The 24818-nt window shown below is 66.6% G+C and carries 22 protein-coding genes and 1 pseudogene; 12 read left to right on the top strand and 11 right to left on the bottom strand.

Features of this window, described 5'->3' with window-relative positions; genetic code table 11:
• Window positions 1-27 precede the first annotated feature (27 nt).
• The 3 genes from ACQP0C_RS36900 to ACQP0C_RS36890 are packed head-to-tail and all read right to left on the bottom strand — an operon-like array spanning window position 28 to window position 2848.
• A complete protein-coding gene (locus tag ACQP0C_RS36900; RefSeq protein ID WP_433722439.1) occupies window positions 28-1017 on the bottom strand; it encodes a tyrosine-type recombinase/integrase in 990 nt (329 codons plus the stop codon).
• Complete coding sequence (locus tag ACQP0C_RS36895; protein WP_433722437.1) at window positions 1017-1946, bottom strand: tyrosine-type recombinase/integrase; 930 nt, start codon at window positions 1944-1946, stop codon at window positions 1017-1019. Before ACQP0C_RS36895 ends, ACQP0C_RS36900 begins: the two co-directional genes overlap by 1 nt.
• On the bottom strand, window positions 1943-2848 hold the full coding sequence (locus tag ACQP0C_RS36890) for a site-specific integrase (RefSeq protein ID WP_433722436.1): 906 nt from the start codon (window positions 2846-2848) through the stop codon (window positions 1943-1945). The genes ACQP0C_RS36895 and ACQP0C_RS36890 overlap by 4 nt, the downstream gene beginning before the upstream one ends.
• 170 nt (window positions 2849-3018) lie before the next feature.
• On the opposite strand from ACQP0C_RS36890, the gene ACQP0C_RS36885 reads away from it, so the two are divergent.
• Window positions 3019-3630, top strand: coding sequence for a group II intron maturase-specific domain-containing protein (locus ACQP0C_RS36885; RefSeq protein ID WP_433725845.1), 612 nt, complete (start codon window positions 3019-3021; stop codon window positions 3628-3630).
• 17 nt (window positions 3631-3647) lie between these two features.
• Window positions 3648-3992, top strand: a complete 345-nt coding sequence (locus ACQP0C_RS36880) for a hypothetical protein (protein WP_433727715.1) — start codon at window positions 3648-3650, stop codon at window positions 3990-3992.
• A gap of 274 nt (window positions 3993-4266) precedes the next feature.
• On the opposite strand, the gene ACQP0C_RS36875 is transcribed toward ACQP0C_RS36880, so the two are convergent.
• On the bottom strand, window positions 4267-4710 hold the full coding sequence (locus ACQP0C_RS36875; RefSeq protein WP_433727713.1) for an Hsp20/alpha crystallin family protein: 444 nt from the start codon (window positions 4708-4710) through the stop codon (window positions 4267-4269).
• Window positions 4711-4894: 184 nt separating this feature from the next.
• Here ACQP0C_RS36875 and ACQP0C_RS36870 point away from each other — a divergent pair, with 184 nt between their 5' ends.
• The 5 genes from ACQP0C_RS36870 (at window position 4895) to ACQP0C_RS36850 (ending at window position 10347) form a co-directional block, all read left to right on the top strand.
• Window positions 4895-5725: an LLM class F420-dependent oxidoreductase gene (locus ACQP0C_RS36870; RefSeq protein WP_433727711.1), complete on the top strand. Its 831-nt coding sequence runs from the start codon at window positions 4895-4897 to the stop codon at window positions 5723-5725.
• 143 nt (window positions 5726-5868) lie between these two features.
• Complete coding sequence (locus tag ACQP0C_RS36865; protein WP_433727708.1) at window positions 5869-7269, top strand: MFS transporter; 1401 nt, start codon at window positions 5869-5871, stop codon at window positions 7267-7269.
• A gap of 46 nt (window positions 7270-7315) precedes the next feature.
• On the top strand, window positions 7316-7975 hold the full coding sequence (locus tag ACQP0C_RS36860) for a response regulator transcription factor (RefSeq protein WP_433195470.1): 660 nt from the start codon (window positions 7316-7318) through the stop codon (window positions 7973-7975).
• A gap of 42 nt (window positions 7976-8017) precedes the next feature.
• Window positions 8018-9442 (top strand): sensor histidine kinase, encoded by a 1425-nt coding sequence (locus ACQP0C_RS36855; RefSeq protein ID WP_433727706.1) that lies wholly within the window; start codon window positions 8018-8020, stop codon window positions 9440-9442.
• On the top strand, window positions 9439-10347 hold the full coding sequence (locus tag ACQP0C_RS36850; RefSeq protein ID WP_433727704.1) for a TAXI family TRAP transporter solute-binding subunit: 909 nt from the start codon (window positions 9439-9441) through the stop codon (window positions 10345-10347). Before ACQP0C_RS36855 ends, ACQP0C_RS36850 begins: the two co-directional genes overlap by 4 nt.
• 7 nt (window positions 10348-10354) lie before the next feature.
• Here the strand turns inward: ACQP0C_RS36850 and ACQP0C_RS36845 are convergent, their stop codons facing one another.
• Window positions 10355-10624: a metal-sensitive transcriptional regulator gene (locus ACQP0C_RS36845; RefSeq protein ID WP_433685898.1), complete on the bottom strand. Its 270-nt coding sequence runs from the start codon at window positions 10622-10624 to the stop codon at window positions 10355-10357.
• Between the two features lie 340 nt (window positions 10625-10964).
• On the opposite strand from ACQP0C_RS36845, the gene ACQP0C_RS36840 reads away from it, so the two are divergent.
• Both ACQP0C_RS36840 and ACQP0C_RS36835 read left to right on the top strand, forming a co-directional pair.
• Window positions 10965-11774 carry an S-methyl-5'-thioadenosine phosphorylase gene (locus tag ACQP0C_RS36840; protein ID WP_433727702.1) on the top strand — a complete coding sequence of 270 codons (810 nt, stop codon included), beginning with the start codon at window positions 10965-10967 and terminating at the stop codon, window positions 11772-11774.
• A gap of 90 nt (window positions 11775-11864) precedes the next feature.
• Window positions 11865-12848 (top strand): annotated as a pseudogene (locus tag ACQP0C_RS36835) (NAD-dependent epimerase/dehydratase family protein); the annotation flags it as partial.
• An 888-nt stretch (window positions 12849-13736) separates the two neighbouring features.
• On the opposite strand, the gene ACQP0C_RS36830 reads toward ACQP0C_RS36835, so the two are convergent.
• Both ACQP0C_RS36830 and ACQP0C_RS36825 read right to left on the bottom strand, forming a co-directional pair.
• Window positions 13737-14729 carry a GAF domain-containing protein gene (locus ACQP0C_RS36830; protein WP_433727700.1) on the bottom strand — a complete coding sequence of 331 codons (993 nt, stop codon included), beginning with the start codon at window positions 14727-14729 and terminating at the stop codon, window positions 13737-13739.
• Window positions 14730-15200: 471 nt separating this feature from the next.
• Window positions 15201-16043, bottom strand: coding sequence for an NAD(P)H-binding protein (locus ACQP0C_RS36825; RefSeq protein WP_433727698.1), 843 nt, complete (start codon window positions 16041-16043; stop codon window positions 15201-15203).
• A 184-nt stretch (window positions 16044-16227) separates the two neighbouring features.
• Between ACQP0C_RS36825 and ACQP0C_RS36820 the strand changes: the two genes are divergently transcribed.
• Window positions 16228-16788, top strand: a complete 561-nt coding sequence (locus ACQP0C_RS36820; protein WP_433727696.1) for an NADPH-dependent FMN reductase — start codon at window positions 16228-16230, stop codon at window positions 16786-16788.
• A gap of 217 nt (window positions 16789-17005) precedes the next feature.
• Here ACQP0C_RS36820 and eccE read toward each other — a convergent pair whose 3' ends face one another.
• A complete protein-coding gene (gene eccE / locus ACQP0C_RS36815) occupies window positions 17006-18655 on the bottom strand; it encodes a type VII secretion protein EccE (RefSeq protein WP_433727694.1) in 1650 nt (549 codons plus the stop codon).
• 112 nt (window positions 18656-18767) lie between these two features.
• Here eccE and eccB point away from each other — a divergent pair, with 112 nt between their 5' ends.
• Together eccB and ACQP0C_RS36805 are read left to right on the top strand one after the other, a co-directional pair.
• Window positions 18768-20255 (top strand): type VII secretion protein EccB, encoded by a 1488-nt coding sequence (gene eccB / locus ACQP0C_RS36810; protein ID WP_433727692.1) that lies wholly within the window; start codon window positions 18768-18770, stop codon window positions 20253-20255.
• 323 nt (window positions 20256-20578) lie between these two features.
• Window positions 20579-20827 (top strand): hypothetical protein, encoded by a 249-nt coding sequence (locus tag ACQP0C_RS36805; RefSeq protein ID WP_433727690.1) that lies wholly within the window; start codon window positions 20579-20581, stop codon window positions 20825-20827.
• Between the two features lie 262 nt (window positions 20828-21089).
• Here the strand turns inward: ACQP0C_RS36805 and ACQP0C_RS36800 are convergent, their stop codons facing one another.
• Genes ACQP0C_RS36800 through eccD form a run of 3 tightly spaced genes read right to left on the bottom strand, consistent with a single transcriptional unit; the run spans window position 21090 to window position 24778 of the window.
• Entirely contained in the window at window positions 21090-21848 is a 759-nt protein-coding gene (locus ACQP0C_RS36800; protein WP_433727688.1) for a potassium channel family protein, read from the bottom strand.
• A 60-nt stretch (window positions 21849-21908) separates the two neighbouring features.
• Window positions 21909-23270, bottom strand: a complete 1362-nt coding sequence (mycP, locus tag ACQP0C_RS36795) for a type VII secretion-associated serine protease mycosin (RefSeq protein ID WP_433727686.1) — start codon at window positions 23268-23270, stop codon at window positions 21909-21911.
• A 41-nt stretch (window positions 23271-23311) separates the two neighbouring features.
• Window positions 23312-24778 (bottom strand): type VII secretion integral membrane protein EccD, encoded by a 1467-nt coding sequence (gene eccD / locus ACQP0C_RS36790; protein ID WP_433727684.1) that lies wholly within the window; start codon window positions 24776-24778, stop codon window positions 23312-23314.
• Window positions 24779-24818 lie beyond the last annotated feature (40 nt).

Below are 24818 nucleotides of genomic sequence, written 5' to 3'. Positions count from 1 at the left end.
CGGCATAACCCGGCCCTTGTGATCGGGTCAGAGGTTGTCGAGGAATTCGAGCAGGGTGTCGGTGGCGTGGTAGCGGCCGGGGCTGGTGTTGGGTGGTGTGAGGCGGGCGAGGGCTTTCTCCTTGATGGTCATGTCGGCGTGCAGGTAGGTGTGGGTGGATCCGGGGTCTTCGTGGCCGAGCCAAAGCGCGATGACTGAGGTGTCGACCCCGGCGTGCAGCAGCGCCATGGCCGCGGAATGTCGCAGGGTGTGCGGGGTGACGGTCTTGCTGGTCAGGCTTGGGCAGCGGGCTGTGGCGCGGCGGGTGTGTTTGGTGACCAGCTTGGCTACTGCATCTCGCGAAAGCGGTCGGCCCTCGCGGGTGGTGAACAGCGGATCGGTGGGTGCGCCGTGGTGGTCGGCGAGCCAATCGTGCAGGGCGGCGATGGTGTGGCGGGTCAGCGGGGTGGCGCGGTCCTTGCGGCCTTTGCCATGGCAGCGGACATGAGCACCGTGGTTGAGGTGAATGTCGTTGCGTGTCAACCCGATCAGTTCGGAAACGCGTAGCCCGGTCTGGCAGGCCAGCACCAGCAAGGCGTGATCGCGGCGCCCGAGCGAGGTGTTGCGGTCGGGTGCGGCGATCAGGGCGTCGATCTCGTCGGTGGTGAGGTAGCAGAGGATGGGCCGGTCACGACGTTTGGGTGGGATGGCCAGCACTCGGGCGATGTCGGCGGCGTGTTCGGGCGCGTGCAAGGCGGCGTAACGGAATAGCGACCGGATCGCGGCCAGCCGTGTGTTGCGGGTCGCGGTGCTGTTGGACCGCTCCGTTTCGAGATGGGTCAGGAAAGCGGTGACCAGCGTGGCATCGAGCTGGCCCAGGTCCAGGCCGCTGGGTGCGGTTGCTGTTGCGCGGGAAGCGAATTGCAGCAACAGCCGCCATGCGTCGCGGTAGGCGGCGATGGTGTTTGGTCCGGCGCGGCGCTGCCGCAGGAGTTTGTCGGTGAAAAATGCTTGCAGGATCGGAGCCAGCGCGGTCATCACCGTTCATCCCCAACGGTTTCCAGGCGTTGCGCGGCCAGGGTGAGTAGTTCGGGTATCTGCTGCTGATACCAATAGGTCGATTTCGGGTCGACGTGGCCGAGCCAGGTCGACAGGATCGGCAACCGTGCTTGAACGTCGCCGCCGGCGCGGTAGAAACCGATCATCGTGGCGACGGTGAACGTGTGTCTCAGGTCGTGCAGCCGGGGCCGTCGCCCTCCGGGTGGCGCCGTGATGCCGGCTGCGTCGATCAGGCCGGTGAAGGTGCTGGGGATATTGTCGGCATCCAGGCGAGTGCCACGGGTGGACACGAAAAAGCAGGGGCCGGACCGGTTCGGGCACCACCGCTCGCGCTGCTGTCGGTAGTCCCGCAAAGCAATGACGGTGGAGTCGTGCAGGAACAGGCGCCGGGACTTGCCGAACTTGGAATCCAGGATCACCAATGCCGCTCGATCGAGGTCGACGTGTTCGTCGTCGAGGCGGCAGGCTTCGCGTTTGCGCATGCCGGTCACCGCGAGCAGGCCGATCAGTGTCTGCCAGGTCGCCGCGCGCAGCGGTGGCCGCAACTGCCCGGCGGCGTCGATGAGGGCTGCGATCTCAGCGGGTGAATACAGATACGGTGCAATCCGGCATTTGTGGTGCGGCAGAGCATCTTCGGGTGGGACCTCGCTGTCTGGGTCGAGGGTCTGGTAGTGGCGGGCGAAGATCCGCACCGTCATCAACCGGCGTGCCAGGTAGGCGTCGTGGCAGCTGCCGCTGCCGGTCGTGGTCGCCCATTCCAGCGCCAGCTCGCTGGTGATGCGATCACTTCCGGCCGACTCGCAGTAGCCGATGAACGACATCAATTGCACCGCTTGAGTTGTCAGCTTGAACCCCAGCGCCCGTCGCATGGCTAGATAGTCCTCGGCGGCTCGGCGCAACACGCTCATGACCGCACCTGGATCGGCCAGGGCTGCGCCAGCGGGCGCAGCGCATTCTCGTCGACCTTCGCGTAAATCGCCGTGGACAGGTCACTTCGGTGCCGCAGAACCTGCCCGACTTCCGGCAGCGACGCTCCCGCCCGGAGCATGTCGCTGGCCAGCGAATGACGCAGACGGTGCGCACCCACCCGCGCCATGCCCGCGTGCGCGCAGGCACGACCCATGATCGCCCGCACCGCCGCCGCGTTCAACGGCCGATAGGGTCTGCGGATCGTGCAAAACACCGTCGCCACCGCGCAGGCCGGTCGGCCGTCGGTCAGATACGCCACGATCGCCTCACCGACATCGACCGGCAAAGGCAGCCGGTCGATCCGGTTGCCCTTGCCACGGATGGTGACTTCTCCACTGCGCCAGTCGATATCGTCCAACTCCAAACCGGCGGCCTCGACCCCACGCAACCCCAACCGGGCCAGCATCGTCAAGATTGCGCGATCGCGTCGGCCCACCACCGTCGCCCGGTCACATCCGTCCAGCAACCGCGCCACCACCGGCGCGTCCAGACCGCGCGGCAGCGACGCCAACCGCCAGCCCGCCACCCCCGGAACCGCGCCCACCAGCGGCGCCGGGATCCGTCCGGACACGTGCAGGAACCGCAGCAGAGCGCGCAGCGAGGTCACCATCGCCTTCGCCGACCAGGTGTTGCAGTCGCGGCAATAATCGACCATAAATGTGGTGATCCGACCCGAATCCAGCTGCCGCACAGCAGCATCCACTGGCCCAGGCAAACCGGCCAGGAACTTACCCGCCTGAGTCCCATAACAACGGACCGACTCCCGCGACAGCCCCCGGTCCACCGCCAGCCACGAACGGAACTCCGCTACCAGCACATCCACCGACATCTCGGCACCCATGTGATCTCTCCCGTCTCGAGTGGTTGTCCTCCTCCAACCACTCGAAACCCGCCACCATCACGATCACAAGGCCCAGATTATGCCGACCAACCAGCCCCACCACCTCGCCTATCCAGCACCCTCACGCCACGGTCGGCATAACCCACCGGTCCCCATAAGCCGACGACTTCGTGGTCCTGATAAACGGGACAGAGCACCACGCCCACGAGATCAGGACCGAGGTCGCCGAGCTACTACGGCCGATGGGATTATCGCTGTCACCGGAGAAAACCCGTGTCGTGCACATGGATTCGGGGTTCGACTTCCTTGGCTGGCGCATCCAGCGCCGGAAGAAGGCGGGCACGAACCGCACGATGATCTACACATACCCCTCGAAGAAGTCGCTGCACTCGATCGTCGGGAAGGTCAGATTCATCACCCGCAGGCAAGGGTCACCCTACAAGACGCTCGAGGCGCTCCTCCAACACCTGAACACTGTCGTTCGGGGCTGGTGTCTCTATTTCCGACACGGGGTCTCCAAAGCCACCTTCAGCTACCTGGCCTACTACACGTGGTGGGCCGTGGCCCGATGGCTCAAGAAACGACACCCGCGCCTGGGTTGGCGAAAGATCAAACGCCGGTTCCTCACCGAGAAACCGGATCAACGCCCAGAAGAGAATGGGACCGTGCTCTATAACCCCAGCGATATCGCCATCGAGCGATACCGATACCGGGGCAACACGATTCCGACACCGTGGAGTGCCCGCGCCGAGCAACTCGAACAAGCAGCCACACCAGCATGATGTCCATGGAGAGCCGGATGCGGGGAAACTCGCACGTCCGGTTCGGAGGGCGGTCCTGGGAAACGGACCCGAGGCAACCCGGGCACCGCGCCCAGGGCCGACCCTACATACGCAGACGCGCAAGGCGACTCGGCTACGACCTCGCCAAGACCGTGACATTCGACGCCAAGGTCGATGACCCTGTCGGCCGCTTGGCGAACATTGTTCGGACGCTTGATGTGGAGGCGGTGGTCGCACCGAGCCTGTCGCACTTCGGCGACACGGTTCCGCATGTGCTCCTGCGGGTATCCGAGTTGAACACGGTGAACCCCGAGGCCACCTACACCCGACTGGATGAGGTGTTGCACGCCGAAGGGGCGTGATCCCGCGCGTAGCGACGACGCTCGAAGGGAGGTGACGACATGGTGGATGTATTGGGTCCTGGGCCGGACGGTGCGGCATGCGACAACTGGAACCAAGCCCTGAACTGCGACGACGACGGCCAGGACGACTGATAAGCATGCGCCGTGACACTCTGGTTCACGAAATGTGTTCGGTGCCAGAGGCTACCGAGGTGGTTCCGGCTGGGCGCGTAATGTGGCGCTCCCGCACCGCGATTCGGCGGGCGCACTGCGGTGCGGAAGCATGACCACCCGATCAGCCGGCCGAACCCGCCTCGATCGTCCGCGGTTGGCTGGCACCGGAGATTTCGATGCGGCGCGGCTTGGCCTTCTCGGCGATCGGAAGCGTCACCGAGAGCACGCCGTTGTTATAGGTCGCGCTGATGTTGTCGGCATCGACATTGTCGCCGAGGCTGAGTTGGCGCATATACGTACCGGCGAAGCGCTCGGACGCAATCCATTGGACGCCTTCTTCACTGGGCAGGCTGCGCTGCGCGCGCAGGGTGAGGGTGCCATTGTCGACGCTCACATCCACCGAGCCGGGGTCGACGCCGGGCAGGTCGGCATTGAGTACGTAATGGTCGCCTGCCTTGAACAGATCCATCGGCATGAATCGCGGCGCACGAGATGTCCCGACGGATTCGCCGAGCAGTTGGCGGGCGACGGTGTCGATGTCATGGAATGGATCGAACCGGAGCACAGCAATCACCTCCATTTCACTAGCGGCGACGCCTGCCACGGCGGCAAGCGCCGGAAGCTGTGCACTACCCAAGTTAGCACTCTCAAATGGAGAGTGCTAACAGGTTAACGGCGATTATTCTCCCTGCGTGGCGTGCGGACGTCGCGTCGGAATAGGAACGGCCGCAGGTTGGTTGGCTCGGGGCATGACTATCGAAGGTCTCGGACGGTTCGGTATTTGGCGCGGTTATCTGGGGTTCACCCCGCAGGACGCGCGTGAGCTGGAGGAGCTCGGCTACGGCACGCTGTGGCTCGGTTCGTCCCCGCCCGCGGAGCTGCCGGAGATCGAGTCGCTGCTCGACGCGACCGAGTCGATCACCGTGGCGACCAGCATCGTGAACATCTGGACGGCGCCCGCGAAGCAGGTCGCGGAGTCGTTCCACCGCATCGATGCGCGGTTCCCCGGGCGGTTCCTGCTCGGCCTGGGCGCGGGTCATCCCGAGCACACCGGCGAGTACCGCAAGCCCTATGACGCGCTGGTCGAATATTTCGACGAGTTGGATGCCGCCGGCGTGCCCAAGGAGCGTCGCGCACTGGCGGCGCTGGGTCCGCGGGTGCTGAAGCTGGCGGCGGACCGGACCGCTGGCGCGCTGCCCTACCTGGTCACCACCGAGCACACCGCACGCGCTCGCGCCGTGCTCGGCCCGGATGCGCTGCTGGCGACCGAACACAAGGTGGTCCTGGACGAGGATCCAGTGCGGGCCCGCGCCACCGCCCGCCCACGCGTCGAGTTCTATCTCGACCTGCAGAACTACGTCGCCAACCTGCGCAGGCTCGGCTTCACCGACGAGGACGTGACCAAGCCGGGCAGCGACCGCCTGTACGACGGTCTGGTGGCACACGGCGGCCCCGAGGCAGTGGTCGACCAGCTCACCGCGCATCTGACCGCGGGCGCCGATCACGTCGTGATCCAAGTCCTCGACAACGAGCCCGCCGTGCTGCGCACGCTGGCTCCATTGCTGGCGAAGCATTCCTGAGACCCAGGGGGCGATCGGCCTAAGTTACTGGCCGATCGCCCTAAGGGAACGTTAGAAACCGGCTCCTCCGGTTACGTGCGCGCTGTGACTGCGCACACACTGGTCTCCGACCGACGCAAGGCCGCGTCGAAGAAGGAGATCTTGTGACTACGACACAGCCCGTGGGCGAGCGCCGAGTGGTCGCCAACGTATTGCGCGGTTCCATCGGCAATCTGGTCGAGTGGTACGACTGGTATGTCTACGCCGCGTTCAGCGTGTACTTCGCGAAATCGTTCTTCCCGAAGGGTGATTCCACCGCGCAATTGCTGTCCACCGCAGCGGTTTTCGCGGTCGGCTTCCTCATGCGGCCACTCGGCGGCTGGGCACTCGGACGCTACGCGGACAAGTTCGGACGTCGCTCGGCGCTGACGCTGTCGGTGACCGTGATGGCCGCGGGTTCGCTGCTGATCGCCGTGACGCCCGGATACCAGACGATCGGGATCGCGGCACCGGTGCTGCTGTTGCTCGCCCGCCTGGTGCAGGGCCTTTCGGTCGGCGGCGAATACGCGACGAGCGCAACGTATCTGTCCGAGGTGGCCTCCACAGGTAAGCGCGGGTTCTACTCCAGCTTCCAGTACGTCACGCTGGTCGCCGGTCAGCTGGTCGCGCTCGGCGTGCAGATCATCCTGCAGCAGTTCCTGAACAACGCCCAGATGAACAACTGGGGCTGGCGCATTCCGTTCGTCATCGGTGCGGCGGCCGCGCTCATCGTGATGTGGCTGCGGCGCAGCATGGACGAATCCGAGCACTTCGAGGCCGAGGTCGAGGCCGAGCGGGTGCCGCAGCAGGAACTCGCGGCTCAGCAGCCCGCGCGCGGTTCGCTGCGGATGCTGTTGCAGTACCCCAGGGAGTGCCTGCTGGTGATCGGTCTGACGCTCGGCGGCACCGTGGCGTTCTACACCTACACCACGTACATGCAGAAGTTCATGATCAATACCGCCGGCATCTCCAAGTCGACCGTCTCGTGGATCAACTTCATCGCGCTGCTGGTGTTCGTGGTGCTGCAGCCGCTGGCCGGAGCGCTCTCCGACCGCATCGGGCGGCGCAAGCTGCTGATCTTCTTCGGCATTGCCGGCACATTGCTGACCGTGCCGATCATGACCGTGCTCGCGCACACCAAGAATCCGATCGCGGCGTGGGCGCTGATGATGGGCGCGCTGGTCATCATCACCGGCTACACCTCGATCAACGCGATCGTGAAGGCCGAACTGTTCCCGACCAAGATCCGCGCGCTCGGCGTCGGCCTGCCCTACGCGCTGACCGTCGCGATCTTCGGCGGCACCGCGGAGACCATCGCGCTGTCGCTGAAGCAGGCCCATCACGAATCGCTGTACTTCTGGTACGTCGCCGGGTGCATCGGAATCTCGCTGCTCACCTACTGGTTCATGCGGGAGACCTCGAGCGGGTCCGCCATCGATGCCGATGCCGCCGCCGATATCTCGCTGACCAAAACGGATGCGCCGGCCGCCGAGCCCGACCGTGACCTCGCAACCGTGCGACCCTGATCGCCCATCCGCACACGCCGATCATCCGCTGTGGGAGGATCGGCGTGTGCGGCTTGCGGTGGTCGAAGATGATGACGGCGTCGGCGACGCGCTGGTCGAAGCCCTCAACGCCCGCGGTTATCAGGCCGAACGCAAGCGCCGCGGCGCGGATCTGCTCACCGCCCACCGCGGGTACGACGCGGTCATCCTGGACCTCGGACTGCCCGACGGCGATGGTCTGCAGGTGCTGCGCCAATTGCGTGAGGTGAGTTCGGTGCCGGTGCTGATCCTGACCGCGCGCAGCGATGAACGCTCGATTGTGCGCGGGCTGCGCGGCGGTGCCGACGACTATCTGGTGAAGCCACCGCGGATCGCGGAATTGATGGCCCGGCTGGAGAATGTCGTGCGGCGCGCGGCCGCCGGATCGCAACCGGAGCGGGCCGAGGTGGTCACCGGGGATGTGCGGGTCGACCTCGCGGCCCGGGTGGTCGAGGTCGCCGGTCGGCCGATCGCATTGACCCAGAAGGAATTCGAGTTGGTCGAGGCGTTGGTGGAGCGGCCCGGTGCCGCCGTCAGCCGCCAGCAACTGATGGATCGGATCTGGGGCGATGCGTTCGTCGCGGTATCGCGTTCGCTGGACGTGCACATGACCGGACTGCGTGCGAAATTGGACCGACCTGGGCTGATCACCACCATTCGCGGCTACGGTTACCGCTGGGGTCAGTGATCACATCGACCCGCGAGTTCAGGTAAGAGAAGCGGAGCCAGTATGCGCAGACGATTACTCGTCGCGCTGACGGTATTCGCGGCGATCGCGGTATTCGCCTTCGCGGTACCGCTGTCGCTGACCTTCGCGACCAGCCGCACTCAGGAATTCGTGGCCGATCGCTCCGGCGATGCCGACCGGTTCGCCGCCCTCGCCGATGCTGCCGTCGCAGAGGGAGATAGTCGGGCCCTGGCCGATGAGGTCGGCCGCTATCACGATCTGTATGCGGAAAATGTGCTGGTCGTCGATGCCCGCGGCGCCCGGACGGTGAATGCGGGGGTGGATGTGGCCTCGGCTCCGGTGGTTGCCGCGGTCGCCGCCGCCCGCCGCAACCAGCGGCCGCAGCCGGTGAACCGACTGACACCGTGGAGTGGGCCGACGGTGCTGATCGCTCGGCCCGTCGGCACCGGGGTGCAGGTCAACGGTGCGGTGGTGATCGAGGCCTCCACCGCGCGTGCCCGCCGCGATATCGCCCGTGCGTGGGCGGTGATCACGGTCGGGGCGGTGCTGATGATGGTGGTGTTCACGATGCTGGCGCTGAGCCTGGGTCGCTGGGTGCTGCGCCCGCTGGCGGCGCTGTCACAGGCAGTCGCCGAATTGACCGCGACCCTGCCCAAGCCGCGCGCCCAGGCCGCCGCGCACGTGTCCATCGCCCGGCATCACGGCGGGCCGCCGGAGATGCGCGCGGTCGCGGAATCCTTCGATGCCATGGCGCTCGCCGTCGCCGATTCGGCGGATGCGCAACGTCAGCTGGTCGCCGATACCGCACATGCCATGCGAAATCCGCTTGCCGCCTTGACGATTCGTCTCGATTCCCTGGAGCATGCGATCCCGCAGAGCGCGGTGGCGACCTTCCGCAGTGCGGGTGCCGAGGTCGAGCGGCTGACCGCGCTGCTCGACGGCCTGCTGAGTTTGGCGGTCGCCGAGACGCCCGCCGCCTTCGAGGCAGCGCGTACCTCGACCGGTACGGAAAACCACTGCGACGCGGTACAGGTGGTCGCGGACCGGGTCGACGCCTGGTACTCCGCATACGAGAACGCCGGACAGGAATTGTGTGCGGCACCCATGGTGCGAGAGGCCGATACCGCGGTCTCCGCCGATGTCCTCGCCCAGATTCTCGATGTGCCGCTGAGCAATTCGTGCAGCTACGCCGGATCCGGCGCGCAGACCGTCATGGTGGTCGATGCCGAGCCGGGCTGGGTGACGGTGACCGTGCGCGACGATGGCGCCGGTGTCGAACCCGTGGAGATCGACAAACTGACCACCCGCTTCTTCCGTGGCTCCGGCGCCGCCTCCCGCGGTTCCGGTCTTGGCCTCCCGATTGCCGCGGCACTGGCCCAGGCGCGCGGCGGCACGCTGAGCGTGCGGCCGGTCGAACCGCGCGGACTCGCCATCGAAATCCGCCTGCCGCAGGCGGTGCGGGCGTGATCACGCGGCGGACGTTCTTGGCGCTGACCGCCGCCGGTATCGCGGCCGGTGCCGTCGGGTGCGGCGGGGACGTGGCAACGGTGCGGCTGGCCTCCGGTGAGGTCGGCGGCTTCTATCACGCGTTCGCGCGGCTGCTCGCGGCCGTCGCCGCGGAGGCGGGGACGGTGCGGATCGAGCCGGTGACGACAACCGGATCGCAGGAGAATCTGGCGCTGCTGACCAGTGGACGGGTGGATGCCGCACTGGCACTCGCCGATTCGGTACAGGGTGAGCGTGAGCCGGTCGTGGCGCTGGGCCGGGTGTACGAGAACTATCTGCAACTGGCCGTGCGGTCCGAAGGCGCGATCCAGCGGGTCACCGATCTGCGGGGCACCCGGATCAACCTCGGCGCCGCGGGATCCGGCGCCGCGGTCACCGGGGAGCGGCTGCTGTGGGCCGCGGGCGTGAATCCCGGTGCGGACGTGGACATTTCGCATCGACCGTTACGCGATGCGGTGGCGGGCGTGGAATCCGGTGAGCTGGATGCGTTGCTGTGGGCCGGTGGCGTCCCCACCGATGCGCTCGACGTACCGGAACGGCTGCGGCTCATCGAACTCGGTGAGCTGGCGGCGCCGATGCGGGAACGGTTCGGGCATCTGTACGACCTGGTCGAGATCCCCGCCGACGCCTATGACGGCGGCGCGGCGATCCGGACGATCGGTGTCGCGAATCTGCTGCTCGCCGCCCCGACCATGTCGGACGCCGCGGCCGGGGCGATCGTCGAACTGCTGGTCTCCCGGGCGGATGGGCTGGTACCGGCCGAGGCGGCGGGCACCCAGTTCCTGGATACCCGCTCACTCATCGGAACCGATTCCGTTCCTTTGCATCCGGGTGCGGCCGCGGTCTACCGACGACGGCACGGCTGAACACCGGTCAGGAACGGACCAGGCGCGCGATGGCGTCGGTGGCCTCTTTGATCTTGGCGTCGGCCTCCGGGCCGCCGGTGACCGCCGCGTCCACCACACAGTGGCTGATGTGGTCCTCCAGCAGACCCATGGCCACGGCCTGCAGTGCCTTTGTCATCGCGGAGACCTGGGTGAGGATGTCGATGCAGTACTTCTCCTCCTCGACCATGCGCTGCAGGCCGCGGGCCTGGCCCTCGATCCGGCGCAGGCGCTTGAGGTAGTCGTCTTTGGCGGTGATGTAGCCGTGCGAGGCATGGTCGTGCGCGGCGTGGTCGTGGGTGGTCGTGCCTTCGGCCGCGGTGTCCCGGCCCGGCGCGGGCGTGGTGTCATTGTGCGACGGGGTGGGTGTCACCGACTGTCTCCTCGCTGCTCGCCGGATCTCCGGCCGGACCTGGATTAATACCCCCCTAGGGTACAGTGCGGTGGGGGAATTGTCAGGTCGGTGTGCGCTCGGTCGGGTCGGTCGGTGACGTCCGGGTCCGGGAAGGCTGGTGCGCAGGCGATCATGGACGAAGGTCCAGTTAGTCGGATATGGACCCGTCTGGTCTAGCGACGAGGTCTGGCGAGAGAATCGGTGCATGAGTTTGGATGTTCGGCCCGCGCTCGCCGTGATCGGCGGTAGTGGCTTCTACGATTTCTTCGATAGCGAGGCGACCACCGTCGAGGTCGATACGCCCTACGGCAAGCCGAGCGCGCCCATCGCGGTCGGCGAGGTGGAGGGTCGTCCGGTGGCCTTCCTGCCCCGGCACGGCAAGCAGCACGAATTCGCGCCGCACACGCTGCCGTACCGGGCCAATATGTGGGCGCTGCGCTCGATCGGGGTGCGGCGGATCTTCGCGCCGTGCGCGGTCGGCAGCCTGCGCGCGGACTGGGGGCCGGGCACCGTCGCGGTGCCGGATCAGCTGGTCGACCGGACCTCCGGCCGCCCGCAGACCTACTTCGACGGCGGTGGTGTGCACGTCTCCTTCGCCGACCCGTATTGCGACGAACTGCGTTCCGCGGCAACGAAATCCGCGACCGATGCGCTGCCGATGAAACCCACGGGGACCATGGTCGTGGTGCAGGGGCCGCGGTTCTCCACCCGGGCCGAGAGCCGCTGGTTCGCCGCGCAGGGCTGGGAACTGGTCAATATGACCGGGCATCCCGAGGCGGTGCTCGCCCGTGAACTCGAAATGTGCTATGCCGCAGTCGCTTTGGTTACCGACCTGGATGCAGGTCTGGAGGAGGGCGACGGTGTACACGCGGTCGACGTCTTCGCCGAATTCAAGAAGAACCTCGGCCCGTTCAAGGAGCTGATCCGGCGTTCGGTTTCGGCGGTCACCGGAACCGACACCTGCGAGCGCTGCCGTGTCCACGCGGGAGTGTCGCTGCCGTTCGAACTACCGTGAGCATTGGTACCAGCTGTACCGAGTGACCGACAGGTACGGAAATACCCTTGGACAGATTGGGTTCGGAATCGAACGTGGGGTGTGGATGCGATGAGAGTGCTGGTCACCGGGGCAGCCGGGTTCATCGGGGCGCGGTTGCGGCGGGCGTTGGCCGCGGCCGGGCACGAGGTGGTCGGGATCGATGTGCTGTACGAAGCGGTGCACGGGCCGGATGCGCAAGTGCCGGAAGGGGTTTCGCGGGTTGATGTACGCGATGCCGATGCGCTGGAACCATTGCTGCGCGGTATCGATACGGTATGTCATCTCGCGGCGGTCACCTCCGCGCCCGAATCGGCGGTGTTCGCCGCGCACAATGATCTGGGCACCGCGGTACTGCTCGATGTGATGGGGCGGGCGAAGGTTCGCCACCTGGTGCTGGCCTCGTCCACTGTGGTGTACGGCGAGGGGCGCTATCGCGGAATGAACAGCGGGCCGTTCTATCCGGGGCTGCGGCGGCGGGCCGATCTGGATCGCGGCATGTTCGACCACCTGTCCCCGCGCACCGGGGAACTGCTCACCTGGGAGCCGGTCACCGAGGATGCGCCGCTGCGCCCGCGCGGGTTCTACGGGGCGAGCAAGATGGCGCAGGAAAACTATGCGCTCGCTTGGGGTTTGGCGACCGGTGCCGCCGTTACGGCGCTTCGGTACCACGGCGGCTACGGCGCGGGCACACATGCGGGGTTCATCGGAAAGTTCCTTGCCGCACTCGATCAGGGACGTCCGCCACTGGTGGACGAGGACGGCGGACAGGTCCGCGACGTCGTACACGTAGACGACATCGTGACCGCGACCGTAGCCGCCGTCGACCGCCGCCTCCCCGGCTTCGTGCCCTTGAACATCGCCTCCGGCCACCCGATCACCATGTGGGAGATCGCCTCGATCATGGCCAGGTCCCGCGGCGGCCCCGACCCGGTGGTAACCGGCCGCTACCTCCTGGCCGATGCCCGCCACATCGCCGCCGACCCCGAACGAGCCAGGCGCGCACTGGGTTTCACCGCCCAAATCCCACCCACTCAAGGCCTGGCCGACCTCGCCGCCCCCGCAGTGGAAACCACCACACCCCGCCCGGAATCCGCACCGCTCCATGTGCGGGTCACCCCGAACCCGCCTGGGCCACAACGTCCCGAGCCACATCCCGCCGCCCCGATCACGAAGGCCGCGGACCCGCACCCGAACCCACCCGCCCCGAACGCCAATGCTGCGGTCCCGCGCCCGAATGCGCCTGCATCGATCGCGAATGTCGTGGAGTCGCGCCGAAACGTGCCGCTCCCGAACCCGGAGGTCGCTGAGCCGCGCCCGAGTGCGCCTGCCGCGAACGCGAGCGTTGCGGTCCCGCGCCCGAATGCGCCTGCATCGATCGCGAATGTCGTGGAGTCGGGCCGAAACGTGCCGATCCCGAACCCGGACGTCGCTGAGCCGCACCCGAGTGCGCCCGTCACGACCGCGAGCGTTGCGGTCCCGCGCCCGAATGCGCCTGCACTGGATGTGAACGCCGTCGTCCCGCGCTCGAGCGAGCCCGCCCCGAACGTGAAAACCGCTGCGCCCAATCCGGAGTCAGCGACACCCGAGCCGCCTCACCGAACATGAACGCTGTCGCCCCACCTCCGGAACAGGCTGCCCCGAGACCGGAGACTGCCACGCCGACGCCGCAGGCGGGTGAGTCGGCGCTCCCTGGTCGAACGCCCGCAGTGAAGCCGGAGGCCACAGCGTCCTAGGCGGCGGGAATCCAGTGCAACGGCGCCGAGTGGTCCGTGGGTGTCGCACGCGGTGGGGCGGTGTTGCGGGCAGTCGATGTCAGAGGGCTGGCAGCGCCCGGGTGGCGTTGCCAGTCGGGGGCAATGCCACCGGAGGCATTGATTTGGTGGTGATCAGTCTGGAGTTCGCGGCCTGGGGCGGATCGTTCTCTATGGAGTGCGGTTGTGATCAGGCGTGCCCGGGATTTTCCACGATTTCCAGTTGCACCAGGACGAACTCGGGGGAGCCAGGGGCGCTGCTGGGGAGGGGGGAGATTTCGAGGTCGGCGATGATCCAGTCGTTGGTTTCGCTCGCCAGGCGGACGTTGCGGAGTTGTTCGTGGGGTGCGCCGGAGAGCATTGTGTTGCGGGCGGCGATGATTCGGGCCCGGTCCGCCGGATGTGGAACGGTGCGTTCGTCGGTGCTCGCCCAGCGCATTGCGGGGACGGGTTCGGTGACCCAGCGGATCAGTCGGATCTGGGCGGTGTCCATGATCGCGAGGTAGCGGTTGGGTTGGGCGCGGCGCAGCATGTCGAGGGCGATCGCCTCGAAGGACTTTCGTTGTGGCGCAACGCTGTCGGTAACGTCGACGGCCAACCCGAGCCAGCGGTGCCGGTCCGCGACGGTATCCGCATTGCGGGCCGCCACCAGTAGTGAACGTGGGCCGACCTTCGACCGCACGGTGGCCGTGCCGAGCCAGCGGGAATCCGGTTCGGATCGCGCGACGGTGGCGACGAGATCCAGTGCGCCGTCGAATCGTTCGACCATCTCGAAGGATTCGGCGCCCACCCAACGGGTGCGGTCGATATCGAAATGCGGCCCGAGGCCTTGTGGCAGCGCGTCCATGCTGCGGGTGCGCGCATCGACCAAGAGCGGCGCGACCCCCGGCCGCGGCGGCGGATCACCAGGGCCGACCCACACATGGATCGCGTGGACCCGCTCATCCGGCCCGAGGATCGGCACGGCCCGCAGACGCCGCCCCGACCACGCCTGCCGAGACAGCGGCAGCACCTGATCCACCACCGATCCGCTCGCATGCGCGGCGACGACCAGCGGCTGCAGCCGCGCGGGCACCGCCCGGTGAAAGGACTTCCATTGGCGCGGCGCCGTCCCGACCGCGAGCACCGACCAGCCCTCGGCGCGCCCGAGCGTTTCGATCAGCAGCCAGCGCTCAGTGATCACTTCGTCCCCCTCCCGCCCTCGAACTTACGACACCGTCACCGCCGATAGCCAATGCATATCGTGCCCGATCAGATGGAAGCCAAAACGTAAGCGGTCCCTTATGTTTGCCAGCCGCCTCATTCGTCGGTGCTACCAGTCGTCAGCTGTGCCGGTCGATTCGGCAGTGCAACACGGGTGCCGGTCGATTCGGCAGTGCAACACGGGTGCCGGTCGATTCGGCAGTGCAACACGGGTGCCGGTCGATTCGGCAGTGCAACACGGGTGCCGGTCGCGCCGGAATCGAAGCCGCCCGACTCACCCCCGCCTGATGCCGAGTTCACCGCCGGGCAGGAAATCTCGCGGTGCGCAATATCGTTGGCGTGCACGGGATCGGCTGGGCTTCGACTCGAAGTCAGCCCGCGCGCCTGCGCGACATCTTCAGGCAAGTACTGGCATGCCCTGCCGGTTTCCGGAGGTTGGGTGGTGGTTCGGCTACTGTGCCGGGGTTGTGAAGGCGTCGGCATGGGCGCGTGCCCACTGTTCGAAGGTGCGTGGTTCCCGGCCGGTTACCTCTCGCACGGTGGGATATATCTGGGATTCGTCCAGTGTGCCGTCGACGAAGAAGCTCCAGAATGCGTCGACGTATTTCTGCGGCATGGTCGCTTCGAGTTCGGCGCGCGTCTGCTCGTTGGTCAAACCCTCGCAGACCAGCGGCCGGTCGAGCACCTCGGCGAGTACCGCGACCTGGTCGGCGGGCACCAAGGCTCGGGCACCGGTCAGCTCCAGGATCCGGCCCGCGAGTTCGCCCCCGGTCAGGGCGAGCGCCGCGACGGCGGCGATATCGGCGGGATCGATGGCAGCGACAGGGACGTCGGGGAACTGGGCGCGGATCACCTCACCCTGTGCCAGCTGGGGCAACCAACGCAGCGCATTCGACATGAACGAGCGTGGGCGCAGGAACGTCCAGGTCAGACCGGATTCGCGCACATCGCGCTCGGCTTGCGTCATATACGCGGAGACTGCATTGTGCATATCCTCCAGCGCCGCCGAACCACCCGAGAGCAGGACAATGTGCTGTACGCCCGCCTTTTTCGCGCGAGCGAGCAGATCGGGGGTGTCCGCGTAACCCGGCAGCAGGAACATTCTGGTGACCCCGTCCAGCGCCTCGGTCAGGCTCTCCGGCCGATTCAGATCGCCCGTCACCGCCTCGACACCGGTGGGCAGCTGCGCGCGAGCGGGTTCGCGGACCAGCGCGCGCACGGCAGTGCCGGAATTGCTCAGCGCCGCAACCAGTTCCGTGCCGATATTGCCCGTTGCGCCGGTTACCAGGATCATGTTCGCTCCTCCAGTGTCGCACTGCGTTCGGTCGACGAATCGCTCGTCCCATCATGCGAAATCGCCGCAGCGGCGTCTCCCCATCCCAGGTAAACCTGGCGTAACGGTCGGCCGGTGTCGCCCCAATCGAGATCGCGGTGCCCGCTTCGACCGTACCGGCGGTGCGTGGCGTTAGGCTCGCGCAGTGGAAACTCCGCTACGGCTAGAGGTCATCGTGGCCAGCACGCGCCCGGAGCGATTCGCTCCGGTGGTCGCCGACTGGTTTTTGCGCACGGTCCGGGCGAGTCCCGAATTCGATACCGGCGTCATCGATCTCATGACCACCCCGCTGCCGACGGATCTGGTCGCAAACGCAGAGGTGGCGGCCTACCGTCAGCGCTTGGCTGCCGCCGACGCCTTCGTCGCGATCACCTCCGAGTACAACCACGGCTATCCGGCTTCCCTGAAGACCGCCTTCGACAACGCGAAACACGAATGGCGCGCCAAGCCCATCGGATTCGTCTCCTACGGTGGCCTCTCCGGCGGCCTGCGCGCCGTCGAACAACTGCGCCAGGTGGTCGCTGAAATCCACATGGTCTCTATCCGCGAAACCGTCAGCTTCCACCAGGCCAAGAAGCAATTCGACAGCGCAGGCAACACCCAGGACGGCGCCGCCATCGACGCCGCCGACCGTCTCATCCGTCAACTCGCCTGGTGGGCAAGAACTCTCCGCGAAGCCCGCACCACCAACCCCTACCCGGGCTGACACCGCACACCCCTTTGCGCTGTCATAGCGAAGTCCTGGTCTAGGGCGAAAGACCCGAGCTGACCTATCCATCGCCTATCTGGGTGTCCGCCACACGCTTCGAACCCAAAAGTCGCAGTTCGAATCGAGCCATCGCGCCGAAATCGCGGGGACACGCTTACCTGCTCGGACCCCTGTGCTCGAGCTGCCTACCGCTGCTGTTGCGCAACCGAGGGGGCTACTGCGGGCTGCCTGCCATTGCGCGGCGGCCGCGCGGGTGGCCGATGTAGGTGGCCTCGCGTGGAATGGAGACGAGCGTCAGGTCGACCTGGGCAGTGCCCGTTCGCAGTACGACGTGGTTGCCGATGGCGCCGGGCTGGTGGATCGACAGGTCCGGGCGGGTGGCGGGCCAGCCCATCGGGTCGCCGGTTACGTAGATCGTCGTGACACCGGCGTGCGGCGCGGGAGCCAGCACACCATCGACCACGGTCGCGGTGAATCCGGCATCGGACTGATGCGTTTCGACCGCGAGCTGCAGCCGTTCGGGATTCCCGATGGTGGTCACCAGGTTCTCCCAGGCGTGCGCCCGATCGGTGCGGATCAGGATGCGCTCGCCGACCGCCAGCGCGCGGAACACCAACTGCTGAGCCAGATACAGCTCACCGGCCAGGTAGACCGTCGAGATGCCGGTACCGACGATGCGGACCGCGACACCCTGCCCCTCATCATCGGAGCCGATGAGCTGACCGCAGCCCGAGGACGGCAGGTGCAGCGCGCTGATGACGTCGATCGGGTACTCGGTCACCGGAACGGCATCGTCGAGATCCGGAACGGCCAGCGGCAGATGCGCGAGCAGCCCGTCGCGGTGTCGCCCGTTCATCGAGATCAGACCCTTGAGCTTGGTGCGCTCCGGCAGCTCCCGTGCGGTCAACCGCCAGGCCGCGCCGATGCTCACCGATTCGGCCGAACTACCGGGACGCAGCCGCACCGCGACGGTGGTGCCGCGCGACGGCGCGACCCACAGTTGCGAGAGCAGATCCGAGCCGAGCCGCTTCGGATCCACGGCGCTGCCGATATTCACGCTGTTGCCGATCTCGGCGTAGCGCCAGCGGTGGGTGAGCGTGCGCGGATCGAAACCCTGCGTGATCTGCAGGACCGCCTTGCGGATCTCCGGTGCGGTCAGGATGCGGGCACTGCAGTCGGCATCCTCGAGGGTGCGCATAATGCGTTGCGTCGCAATGGTTACCGCGCGCGAGGCACCCTCGGCGCCACCACCGCGCCGGGCCGCGGCCTCCGGGCAGGCGATCGCATCGAAACTGATCGCGAGCCAGACATTGCGGTGCGCGGTGGCGGGCAGCGGGCCGAGCAGCGACTCGTAGATCTTGCCCGCTGGCGTGCCGGAGCGGCTGCGGTGGCCGTGGCTGATGATGTCGATGCCGCTGAGCAGAATGTCGTGCTGGTTCAGGCATTTGGCCAATTCCGGCAGCGGCAGCAGGTGCGAGGCGTGCACGGTGGTGCGGGCGATCCGGGTCAGTCCGCCCTTGGGGGCCAGCACCTCGACCACCGTGACGACCCGGGTGCCGTCCCAGTACAGCCCGAGCGAGCGCCCGTCGGGGCCGCGGAAGTCGACGGTGTCACCGATCTGGTAATCGCCGTGGGTCAGGTAGCGCCACCAGGTGGCGATCCAATCCAGGATGGTGCGTTTCGCGATCGGGATCATCGGCAGCCCTCCCACGACCACCGCGACGCCCAACGCGGGCCAGCCGCCCAGTCCGGCGAACAAGGCGAGCAATCCGGCCGCGAGTCCGATCACCTGCGCGATCAGCAGGTTCCGCAGCGAGATGCGCCCGAGCAGCGGGCGTGGTCCCGCCCCGGCTTGTTCGGCCATCGTCATCCCCCAAGTACCCGGTATCGGCCGTTTAGCATCGGCCGAGCTGAACAATAGTCCTCGGGAACTGTACTGTGTTCGGCGAACACGAGCATTGTTCGGGGAGGGAAACATGCCTTCAAAACCCACTACACGCTGGCAGGTGAGCGGTTACCGCTTCCTGGTCCGCCGGATGGAACACGCACTGGTCCGTCGGGACGTGCGAATGTTGCACGATCCGATGCGCTCTCAGTCCCGCGCCTACGCGGCCGGACTCATCATGGCGATCGTGGTCCTGGCCGGCTGCGGCGTGCTCGCCCTGCTGCGTCCGCAGGACAAGATCGGCAGCAATAAGATCCTGATCGGCAAGGAATCCGGTGCCGTCTACGTGGTGATCAACGATGTGGTGCATCCGACGCTGAACCTCGCATCGGCCCGGCTGGCCGCGGGTTCGCCGGAAAAGGCCGTCATCGTCAAGGAATCCGAGATCGGCAAGAAGGCGCGCGGACAGCTGATCGGCATCCCCGGCGCACCCTCCTCGCTGCGCTTCGACAAGGACGGCAAGGGCCGGACCTGGACCGTGTGCGACCAGCTGAAGGTGGATGGCAGCAGGGATCTCACCACCTCGGTGCTCGCCGGGAGTCTCTCGCTCGGCGAGAAGGCTTCGGTCATGGGTAGGGATCGGGCGCTGCTGGTGCAGGGCAAGGACTCGGCGTATCTGGTCTACGAGGGCAAGCGCGCCCGCGTCGACCTCAAGGAGCGCGCCGTCACCGACGCGTTGAAGATCACCGGCGCTACCGCCCGGCCGATCGGCGAGGGGCTGCTCAATACGATTCCCGAAGTGCTGCCGATCATTCCGCCCAAGATCGATAATCCTGGCGGCTCGGTGACCTACTCGATCGGCAACCACCGGATCGGTGACGTCGTGCACGTGCCCGCGCAGCCCAATACGGAATACGTTGTGCTGCAAGACGGTTTGCAGCAGATCTCGCCGGTGGCCGCCGAGATCATCCGCAACCGGAACCGCTCGACGTCCGGCAACGATGTAGTCGATCAGATCGACAAGACCTACGCGGCAGTGTCGAACGCACTGCCGGTCGACACGTATCCGCAGGCTGTGCCGTCCATCGTCGACTACAAGGACCAGCCGATCAGCTGCCTGTCCTGGAAACCGCTGGCCGCTGCCGCGGACAACAAGGACGGCGGCAATCGCGCCGAACTGACCGTGCTCACCGGTGTGGCCCTGCCGATTCCGGATAAAGCCAAAGTCGTACCGTTGGCTCAAGCGGACGGTACCGGCCCCAACGCCGACTCGGTCTACATCCCGCCGGGCACCGGCGCCTTCGTCCAGACCACCGGTATCGAACCCGACAGCCGCCGCAAGGACAGCAAGTTCTACATCGCCGACACCGGTGTCCGCTACGGCATCAAGGACTCCGATGCGGAAAAGGCGCTCGGCATGGATTCGGATTCGGGCACCAAGGCTGAACCTGCACCGTGGCCGATCGTCGGCCTCCTTGCGGCCGGTCCGAGCCTGTCCCGCGCGGACGCCATGGTCGCCCACGACGGCGTCTCCGCGGACCCTTCACCGTCGAAATCACCTGTCGCCTCGGCGAATTGAGTGATTGGTTCGCGCCACCTCGCGCCCCCGCGCCGCGGCAATCGCCTGTCGCCTCGATCAGCTCTCGAGGATCAAGTGCTGGCCCATGAGCCGTCGTCGGCCTGCTCACCTCTGGTCCGCGCCTCAGCCGCCAAGGCGCGGTGGTCGCTCACGACGGCGTCGCCCTGGATGCATTGCTCGCGAAAGACCTTGTGAGAAGCCAGGATTGAATAATTGCAGGCATGTTCCGGTAGTGTCCAAGTCTGCCGAGAAGGAATTCTTTCCCGCAGACAAGAAGGGGGATTCACGTGGTGAAGCCTTCCGCGGACAAGGAGATGATTCATATGATGAAGCGCACCGCGTATGGCCTTGCGATCAGTGCCCTGGTCACCGGCGCATTAGCTATGTCTGCACCGTTGGCGCAAGCGGACGACGTCAATGCCGGTTATCTGTGTGATGAACCGGGGGCAGAGGCCGATGCCATTGTCACTGTCAACGATGGTGGCCAGGTCAAGGATAAGAAGGCACGGCTCGTCTGTGACCCGCTCAACGACCACGAGTACGTATGGAAGATCCTGCGTTTCTACGAGTGAATTCCTGTTCACGCGATCAGGCAGCGAGGCGTGCCGACTGGCTGAGCATCATCACGACGACTGCCTATGTGAGGTCGGTTGACCGGCTTGCTGGCGCAGAGATCGACTTGATCAGTCGGTCTCTGCGATGAGCGGTCACTATCTTCGACGCACCCTGTCCGTGTTCGGCTCCACAAAATCTCTGCGGACGCCATGGTCGCCCACGACGGCGCCTCCGCGGACCCGTCACCCTCGAAATCACCTGTCGCCTCGGCGAATTGAGTTATTCCTCGGACATCGAAGACGCGCGCAACTCGGCGACTTCGCTTCGTAGCGCGCGGATTTCGTCGACCAGCACCGCGATCTCCCCTTCGGTGCGGTCGGCGGTCACCTCTACGGACTTCAGCTGGTCCATCACCCAGCTGGTCGTGGTGCCGATGGCGAAGCTGATCAGGCCGATGCCGAGCGTCATCAGGATCAGTGCGATCATGCGGCCCTGCACGGTTACCGGATACACGTCGCCGTAGCCGACCGTGGTCACCGACACCATGGACCACCACAGCGCGTCGCCGAAGTTGTGGATCTTGCTGTCGGGTGCGCCGTATTCGGCATCGAAGAACGCCAGACTGCACAGCACCAGCGTGAGTGCCGAACTGGTGCCGACGAATATCGCGAGGCGAGCGCGCGTCACCCGATTGCGGTTGAGTTGGTCGAGCACCAACAGTGCCGCCCGCAGCAGCCGCACCGGACGGAACGGCGGCAACAGCACAATCAACAGCTCCAGCGGATGCGTACGCACGAATCGCCAGCGATCGGTGGACAGCCAGGTCCGGATGACGAAGTCCGCGACGAATGCCGCCCAGATCATGAAGTCGACCCGCTCGAGCCAGGCATCGAGTCGCGGTGACGCTCCGGTATCGAGCACATGCCAGGCGTAGACACCGATGAAGAGCACCGCGAGCACCAGCATCGGGATGCCGGTCGTGCGTTCCCAGGCTTGTCTACGGCTCGGTTGTCCGCCGTCATGTTGTACTGCGTGCATGGGAACTACCTGTATCGATCGGGTGCGACACCCTATGTACCGCCGTTTGCCACGACGACGCTACATATCGTCGGACTTGACGCCGAACCGGCGCCGGATCGGGAACGAGGCGAGGTAGCCGAGAACCAGAGCGGTGCCGATGATCCCGGTACCGATCAGCGCGACATTGCGGGCCCGGTTGTCCGCCGGCGGTGCCGGTGCGGGCACCGCGAGCTGGGTGCTTTTGGCCGGGCTCGGCCGTTTGGGCGGCAGCGGCGTGCTGCTCACCTCATCGGTCAGCGCCGCGACCGGATCGACCGCGCCATAGCCGATGTAGGGACTCCACCCCTCCGCGGGCGCGTGTGCGGTGGCCTGCATCCGCTTGACCACATCCAGCGCGCTCAGCTCCGGAAAACGGGCACGCACGAGCGCGACCACACCGGACACCAGCGGCGTCGCGAAGCTGGTGCCGCTCATCGCCTGTTGCTGCCCTTGCTGATTCACCGTGCCGGTGGCGGTGCCGGTCCCGCGCGGGTCGAGCGAGACCATATTCTCGCCCGGCGCGGCCACACTCACCCACGGGCCGGGCACGGTGAACTTCGACGGTGCGCCATTGGCATCGATCGAGCCGACGGAGAGCACGTAGTCGTCCCAGCGCGCCGGGCTCACATTGATCTTGACATTGCTCCACGGATCGGCGGACGGATGCAGCGGATCGATGATCTGCTGTTCGGTCTTGCAGGATCCGTCCTGGTTACCGGCGGCGACGACCACGACCACGTTCTTCTCCAGCGTCGCGTATCGCACTGCCGCACCGATGGATCCGTCGACGTCATTGGACGAGCCGCACCACACCTCGGAGATATTGATGACGCTGACATTCGCATCGGCCGCGCGCCGGATCGCCGAGGCCATGGTGGCCAGATTGCCATAGCCCTCGGGCAGGTCGTCGGGATTGCGCTCCCTGGACCGGCCCTCCTTCTGATACATCTTGCTGGTCTGACGGATCGTCATGATGCGGGCTTCCGGCGCGACACCGGAGAACCCCTGACCGTCGATCTTCGAAGCGGCGATCAGACCCGCGACGAAAGTGCCGTGCCCGTCGCAATCCTCGGTGCCATCGCCCGAATTCGCCACGAAGTCGCCACCGGCGATCAGACCGGGCAATCGGGGATGGCGTGCCACGCCGGTGTCGATGACCGCGATGGTCTGGCCCTCGCCCTTGGAGAACCGCCACGCGCTGTCCAGATCGAGTGAGCGCTGCGCGGTCGGGATCGTCGCGCCCTCACCGCCGGATACGGTGTTCGAACAATCGGAATTCGCTGGCCGCTCGGTCTTTTCGGGCGGCGCCGCCGGATCACCGGCGGGCAGCAGACCCGGGTTCACCGTGGGCGGGTGATCGGCGGACGCGGTACCGGCGCCGAGCCCCAGGGACGCGCTCATGCCCAACGCCGCGACCGCAGCCGCGACGCGCAGATGCCGGTTCACAGCCCGCGAACGAGTGAGTAGAGCGAGGCCACCCAGAACACCAGCGGCAGTACGGCGGCCACGAACGCGTACTCCAGCAGTTCCACGCCACGGCGCATCGGCGGTGTCGCGGACTGGTTCGGAATGATGATGCCGAGAATCAGCGCGGCGACCAGCACGACCATCGCCGCACCGAAGACGGCCAGCGGCTGCTCCATACCGATGGCAACGCCGACCATCATGATCAGCACGATCGATGCGCCGCCCGCGATCAGCACCACGGCCTGCTCCGCGCCCGCATAGGTTCGACTGCGGAACATCAGCACCACCGCGGTCACCAGTGCCAACGCGATACCGGGCCAAAACGGATCGCCCGCACCGGGATCGGTGCCCGCGAGCGCGCCCGCCACCGAGACCAGCGTGGTCGCCGCGACAAGTCCGGCCAGGTACATCCGTGCCCGCTCCGACTTCACCCGCAGCGCGTCCATGGTCGGCAGCGCACGGTGATCGTCCGGATCGTCCTCGGTCGGATCGATCGGGGTGCCGGGGGAGGGCACCGGCGGCAACGGCAGGCTTGCCAGCAGCATCGAAACCCGCGGTGCGAGTGAGAGACCCGCGAGGCCGAGCGCGGCGACGGCCGCGCCGATGGCCTTCTCCGGCTGGTCGGTCAGCACGCCGACCAACCCGGATGGTACGGCGTACACCGCGAGCGTGGCGGCGCCGATGAACAGCGCGAGCCCGACTCCGGTGACCCGCCACGCGAGAATCGCTGTCGCACCGACCAATACCGATCCGAGCAGCAGATGCGCCCAGCCGTAATCGTCTGGCACATAGAGCATTCCGGCGGTGAACGCGGCGGGCAGCGCACAGCCGCCGAGCACCAACGCGGTCGAGGTATCGCCGTACATCCTGCTGAGCACCATGCCCGCGACCACGAGCAGAATCGCCACGGTCAGCGCGAGCGAACCGCTTACCCAGCCCGGCAGCGCATCTTTGGACAGCAGCAGTCCGAGGCAGCCCACGATCATGGTGAGCGCGGCGAGCACCGAACCGGTGATCCGCGCGACCTTCGGTGTCCAACTGCGGTAGTGATCGGCATCGGCGATCGCGACGTTGTACATGATGTCGTCGAACAGCGGCGTCGGCGCGGTGTGCGAAGCGCTTTCCAGCATCAGCAATTCGCCATCGCGCACGCCGTGCTCGCCGAGGCTCAGCGAATTGGAGAAGGGCGGATGGCCGATTCGGGCCAGCACCCATTCCGCGGGCTCGAAGCGCTCGCCCTCATTGTCGAAATCATTGGTTCGGCTGTGTTGAGCGACCATATCGACGACACTCGGAATCACCAGCGCCACCGGCACATCGACCGGAATCGCCATATCCACTTGCGTGTGCTTCGCAAGAATCGTGACCCGGGCAAGGTCGGGTGCACGGACGATGCCGCGCGAGGATTCTTCGTCGATGTGGTCAAGTCGCGCGTGCGTCAAGCTTCCCCCAACTCGGTCTCTACCTCGTATTTCCGCGTCC

Source organism: Nocardia sp. CA-129566, from assembly GCF_050956075.1.
GTDB lineage: Bacteria > Actinomycetota > Actinomycetes > Mycobacteriales > Mycobacteriaceae > Nocardia.
Note: the sequence above shows the minus strand (reverse complement) of the source record. Positions and strands in the feature narration are given on the sequence as shown.

Excerpts from the sequence above, each read along its gene's own strand:
- ACQP0C_RS36870 (WP_433727711.1), top strand. The coding sequence starts at position 4,895 with ATGACTATCGAAGGTCTCGGACGGTTCGGTATTTGGCGCGGTTATCTG.
- ACQP0C_RS36895 (WP_433722437.1), bottom strand. The coding sequence starts at position 1,946 with ATGAGCGTGTTGCGCCGAGCCGCCGAGGACTATCTAGCCATGCGACGG.
- ACQP0C_RS36900 (WP_433722439.1), bottom strand. The coding sequence starts at position 1,017 with ATGACCGCGCTGGCTCCGATCCTGCAAGCATTTTTCACCGACAAACTC.
- ACQP0C_RS36825 (WP_433727698.1), bottom strand. The coding sequence starts at position 16,043 with ATGATCCTGGTAACCGGCGCAACGGGCAATATCGGCACGGAACTGGTT.
- ACQP0C_RS36890 (WP_433722436.1), bottom strand. The coding sequence starts at position 2,848 with ATGGGTGCCGAGATGTCGGTGGATGTGCTGGTAGCGGAGTTCCGTTCG.
- ACQP0C_RS36840 (WP_433727702.1), top strand. The coding sequence starts at position 10,965 with ATGAGTTTGGATGTTCGGCCCGCGCTCGCCGTGATCGGCGGTAGTGGC.
- ACQP0C_RS36805 (WP_433727690.1), top strand. The coding sequence starts at position 20,579 with ATGATGAAGCGCACCGCGTATGGCCTTGCGATCAGTGCCCTGGTCACC.
- ACQP0C_RS36880 (WP_433727715.1), top strand. The coding sequence starts at position 3,648 with ATGCGGGGAAACTCGCACGTCCGGTTCGGAGGGCGGTCCTGGGAAACG.
- eccB (WP_433727692.1), top strand. The coding sequence starts at position 18,768 with ATGCCTTCAAAACCCACTACACGCTGGCAGGTGAGCGGTTACCGCTTC.
- eccE (WP_433727694.1), bottom strand. The coding sequence starts at position 18,655 with ATGGCCGAACAAGCCGGGGCGGGACCACGCCCGCTGCTCGGGCGCATC.
- mycP (WP_433727686.1), bottom strand. The coding sequence starts at position 23,270 with ATGAGCGCGTCCCTGGGGCTCGGCGCCGGTACCGCGTCCGCCGATCAC.
- ACQP0C_RS36800 (WP_433727688.1), bottom strand. The coding sequence starts at position 21,848 with ATGCACGCAGTACAACATGACGGCGGACAACCGAGCCGTAGACAAGCC.
- ACQP0C_RS36855 (WP_433727706.1), top strand. The coding sequence starts at position 8,018 with ATGCGCAGACGATTACTCGTCGCGCTGACGGTATTCGCGGCGATCGCG.